Source organism: Paenibacillus sp. 01L418, assembly GCF_056400045.1.
Genome location: NZ_JBFTSN010000476.1, coordinates 1 through 4,493 on the forward strand (window position 1 = coordinate 1; position 4,493 = coordinate 4,493).

Below are 4,493 nucleotides of genomic sequence, written 5' to 3' on the forward strand. Positions count from 1 at the left end.
CGTTGTAACGCAGTGAACTATTGTCAGTAAATACAGAGCCTTCGGGTCTATCAATGCTATAATACATGAGTAAAGCGTTATCGTCCGCAATAACCCCGTTGATGGTAATGACAGTACCGTCCTCTAGCGTTTTGCTTTTGTTGACCGATTGTCCGTAGCCTTGCTCCGCCACTTCAGAGAAGCTAAGCGAGTTCAGCTCGATTTTGTTAAACAACTTGCCTCCGTAATAAGMAAACGCAGGATATTGATAAGTGCCAACAATCAAAAGGAGTGCTGCAGCTGATGCGACAACCCATATCATCGCTCTATTCAGCTTTCTTTTCTTCGTGGGAACATGCTCAAGTGCATTGCGAAGTCTGTCCTCAAGTCCTGACGGTGCCTGCACGATATTCAAGGTCTGTTTGTGCTCCTGCAATCTCTCCTCGATCGTTTTCATTACGATCCCCTCCGATCATCGCTTTCAGTTTTTGAATACCTTGCGAAATTCTTGATTTGATTGTGCCAATCGGCGAACAAGTCATGTCCGCAATCGTCTGATACGGGAGATCATGTACATAACGAAGCTCGATGGCTTCCCGCTGCTGTGCATTTAGATTAGAAAGCAGCACCTGCATGTTCATCTCAGACTCCGTATTGCGATAAGGGTTGTCTTCAGTTAATCCRGCAAAGGATGACTCACCCTCGTCTCCCAGTGGAACAAATCGTTCTTTTTGGCGGAGTAGTTTTTTGCAACGATTGACGAGAATGGTTTTGCTCCAGCTGTAGAAGGCTTCGCTCTTTTGCAATTGATCCAGCTTTTCATAAAGCGTAACAATCATGTCTGCCATGGCATCCATCGCGTCATGCTCATTTCTCAAATAGCTGTAGGCAAGACGATAATAAGCGTCCTGATCGGCTATGATTAGTTGTAATAAAGCTTCTTTGTTGCCTTTTTGAGCTTGTTTGACAAGACGGCTTACATTCATGTTCTCACCCCTTTCATAGATAAGAGATTACAGAGGTTATTAAAGTTCATTTTGCGAAAAAAATATCAACTACCACGTCACTGCATAATAACAGCTATATAAATCTAATTTTACGGAGGCTCGCTATTATGGAGATTTCAAAGGGTGTAGAAATGCTTCAACTAGATTTTCACGGAACGATTATTCATCCCATTCTTTTGTGGGATCAAGATACGGCTGTTTTAATAGATACAGGTTTTCCAGGGCAAATCGAAGATTTACGCGCAGCCATTGAAAAAGCAGATGTGTCGTTAGACAAACTAAAAGCTGTCATTTTAACGCATCAGGATATGGACCATATCGGCTGCCTTCCTGAGATTTTGAAAGAGTATGGTCATCATATTAAAATTTATGCGCATGAATTGGATAAGCCATATATTCAGGGAGAGATCCCGCTTTTAAAAGACCGGCACCTTGAGAATCCTCCGAAAGGCAGAGTGGACGATACGCTGATCGACGGTCAAGAACTGCCGTTTTGCGGCGGGATACGCGTCATCCACACGCCTGGGCACACTCCCGGCCATATTAGCCTTTATTTAAAGCAAAGTAAAACGCTCATTGCTGGTGATTCAATGTATAGTGTAAACGGGATTCTCGGGGGAATTCATGTCCCGACTACACCGGATATAAAAGAGGCTCGTCTCTCTTTGAAAAAATACGTAGACCTCGATATTGCATCCGTCGTTTGTTATCACGGGGGATTAAGTACCGAAAATGTTAATGATCAATTGTTAAAGCTCAGCCAAGAGTAACTATATATAAAGGGTTCCACATACTGATCAAGCATTATATGTGGAACCCTTTTAAGTTTTATTTTAGAAGCATAACCTATCCATAAAGGGGAGAAAATACCCAAAGATCAGCCACTTTCTAGAAAGTTGTGTGAATGCTTTGGAAAATAAATATGTCAAAGAAACGCGATCCTTTAAGGTTTCAAGAGTATTCCCAACCGATGTAAACAATCACAACACGTTGTTCGGCGGCAAACTTATGTCTTATATCGATGATATTGCTTCGATATCCGCTTCCAAATTATGCAGAGTTACCGCGGTAACCGCTTCGACGGATTCCGTTGATTTCTTGCATCCAATCCGGCCAACAGATTCCGTTTCCCTAGAGTCCTTCGTTACTTGGACGGGCAAAAGTTCAATCGAGGTTTTTGTGAAAGTGATACGAGAAGACTTAAGAAGCGGCGAGCGAAAAATAGCAGCTACCTCTTTTCTTACTTTTGTCGCCCTAGATGAACAAAATAAGACAATACCTGTACCTCGTATTGTCCCTGAAACGGAAGAAGAAATTAAATTATATGAAACGGCCGAGCACCGAACGGCAATGAGGAAGCAGCGCAGAGAAGAGAGCAAAAAGTTTGCAGACTTTTTACTGACGAAGTTTCCGTGGGAATAATCGTCCCCTTTTATTACTATTTATTTTGACGAACAGCATCATTGCTATTGCTGCGTGTTCCCTCGCCCAGCAATTTCATCGTAACCATGCCGATTGCCAAGCACCAAACAGGCGCAGAAACGCCGAGAAAGGCGACGTTTGCTACCGCAATCGCAAATGTAAAGGCCGTTGAGTAGCGGTAGGCAGATTCCGAAAAAGCTGATTGAAGGCTTTGAATGAATACCCCCATCAATGAAAAACCCGTTAGAAGCCAAATAAATGAAGACGGCAGAATATTAATAAAGGCAATAACCTTCCAAGCAAATAATCCAAACAGCGCCACTAATGCGCCCGAGACAATCGCTGCATAAGGACGAGATTCCTTTGCACCAGCTTCTTCGCTGCTGCACAGCATACTCATCATTCCGCCAACATTTACGCTATGACCGCCAAGAAACGCTACAGCAGTCGTGGCAAAACCAGTTATCGTAATCGTCTTGGAAGCGGATGGCTCATAGCCATTTTTGCGAAGTGCTGCCAAAGCTACAAACAAATCGTTGCTAAGCACGAGTATCGACAAAGGGATAGCTAACGATAACAGCCCATTAATCGAAAACTCAGGGCTCACCACATGCGGCAGCGCAAACGGCAGCACCTCCATAGGAGGCAAATCATAGCCAATCCATAGAGCAAGCAGCCCCATACAAACGACGCCGAGCACAGGCGGAAAGCCCTTGAATAAACGGGGAAATAAGAAAAAACCGACCAATGCCATGAACCCGACAAAGGGAGCATCCTTGACCGCGGGAACGATTTTTACAATATGGTTGAATATTAAACCGGCAAGCATCGCATCCATCAGCGGCTTGGGCAGGAAAGCCAGCAGCTTATCGGACAGACCAGATAAACCAAATACAGCGATAATAAACCCGGAAATAATGCTCGCACCAGCTAACTCCTGCACGGTAAACTGTGTCGCAGAAGTGCTTAAGAAAGCAACGGCGGTTATCGAATGCGCGCCGCCAAACGGAATTTTATATATCAACGTCAAAGCTATGTTCAGCAGTCCGCCAAAAAAATAAACGGCGAACAGCCACGCGACGAGCTCTAAGGTTGAAAAACCTGCTTTTTCAGCGCTGCTAACGATGAGTACGGCTCCGCCTGTACATGCCAGCATCGCAGATAATATACCAGTAAACACATTTTGCCGATTGAGCTTGGAATGGGTTTTTATCATCAAATCGCTTCCTAATCGTATAATAATATGGCTTCCGTGTTGTTCAAGTGCTTAAGTATAACCGTTTCTCAGCAATTTGTACCCATCCACTGCTCAAACTTTTTTCAGCCATTTCTGCGCATAACATATCAAGGCATCCCAAGATCAACTCTCTAACGAACTGTATTATTCTTATTGTGATGAAAACTAGCTTACTTAAGTTTTAACGAATCATATGAACGTTATAGCATGGTAAATTGGGTGCATTAGCTATTTTTCTCGAAATAACGATTCTGCAGTTCGTTAAACTTTTAATCTATTACCTTTGATTAAAATAAGAGCTGCTAGGTTCGTAAGTTATAGGTCCGAAAACGTTCACTCTGTCTGAGCTCCAGCTCCATTTCCCACCTCGATCATACGCCGCAGCTACTCTATAAGCGCATATATGTGCTTACAGACAACAAACCTAGCCCTTTCTATCGCTGTAAGAACATATACGTGCTTATTGCTCCATTTCCCACCTCGATCATACGCCGCAGCTACTCTATAAGCGCATATTTGTGCTTACAGATAACAAACCTAGCCCTTTCTCTCGCTGTAAGAACATATACGTGCTTATTTGTCCATTTCCTACCTCGATCATACGCCGCAGCTACTCTATAAGCGCATATATGTGCTTACAGACAACAAACCTAGCCCTTTCTCTCGCTGTAAGAACATATACGTGCTTATTGCTCCATTTCCTACCTCGATCATACGCCGCAGCTACTCTATAAGCGCATATATGTGCTTACAGACAACAAACCTAGCTTTTTCTCTCGCTGTAAGAACATATTCGTGCTTATTGCTCAATTTCCCACCTCGATCATACGCCGCAGCTACTCTATAAG

General features: G+C 43.5%; 5 protein-coding genes. 2 read left to right on the forward strand and 3 right to left on the reverse strand.

The annotated features are described in order from the left end of the window. Positions 1-436: DUF4179 domain-containing protein (locus AC1DSE_RS30720; RefSeq protein ID WP_477528736.1), on the reverse strand; the 436-nt coding region annotated here is incomplete at its 3' end. Further along, on the reverse strand, positions 363-965 hold the full coding sequence (locus tag AC1DSE_RS30725; RefSeq protein WP_430059651.1) for an RNA polymerase sigma factor: 603 nt from the start codon (positions 963-965) through the stop codon (positions 363-365). The genes AC1DSE_RS30725 and AC1DSE_RS30720, both read right to left, overlap by 74 nt. A 128-nt stretch (positions 966-1,093) precedes the next feature. Between AC1DSE_RS30725 and AC1DSE_RS30730 the strand changes: the two genes are divergently transcribed. Together AC1DSE_RS30730 and AC1DSE_RS30735 are read left to right on the forward strand one after the other, a co-directional pair. After that, positions 1,094-1,756, forward strand: a complete 663-nt coding sequence (locus tag AC1DSE_RS30730) for an MBL fold metallo-hydrolase (protein WP_477512638.1) — start codon at positions 1,094-1,096, stop codon at positions 1,754-1,756. A gap of 139 nt (positions 1,757-1,895) precedes the next feature. After that, positions 1,896-2,408, forward strand: a complete 513-nt coding sequence (locus tag AC1DSE_RS30735) for an acyl-CoA thioesterase (RefSeq protein ID WP_477512637.1) — start codon at positions 1,896-1,898, stop codon at positions 2,406-2,408. Between the two features lie 16 nt (positions 2,409-2,424). On the opposite strand, the gene AC1DSE_RS30740 is transcribed toward AC1DSE_RS30735, so the two are convergent. Then, on the reverse strand, positions 2,425-3,624 hold the full coding sequence (locus tag AC1DSE_RS30740; protein ID WP_477512636.1) for a benzoate/H(+) symporter BenE family transporter: 1,200 nt from the start codon (positions 3,622-3,624) through the stop codon (positions 2,425-2,427). Positions 3,625-4,493 lie beyond the last annotated feature (869 nt).

Coding starts and splice junctions, on each gene's coding strand:
- AC1DSE_RS30730 (WP_477512638.1), top strand. CDS start 1,094: ATGGAGATTTCAAAGGGTGTAGAAATGCTTCAACTAGATTTTCACGGA.
- AC1DSE_RS30740 (WP_477512636.1), bottom strand. CDS start 3,624: ATGATAAAAACCCATTCCAAGCTCAATCGGCAAAATGTGTTTACTGGT.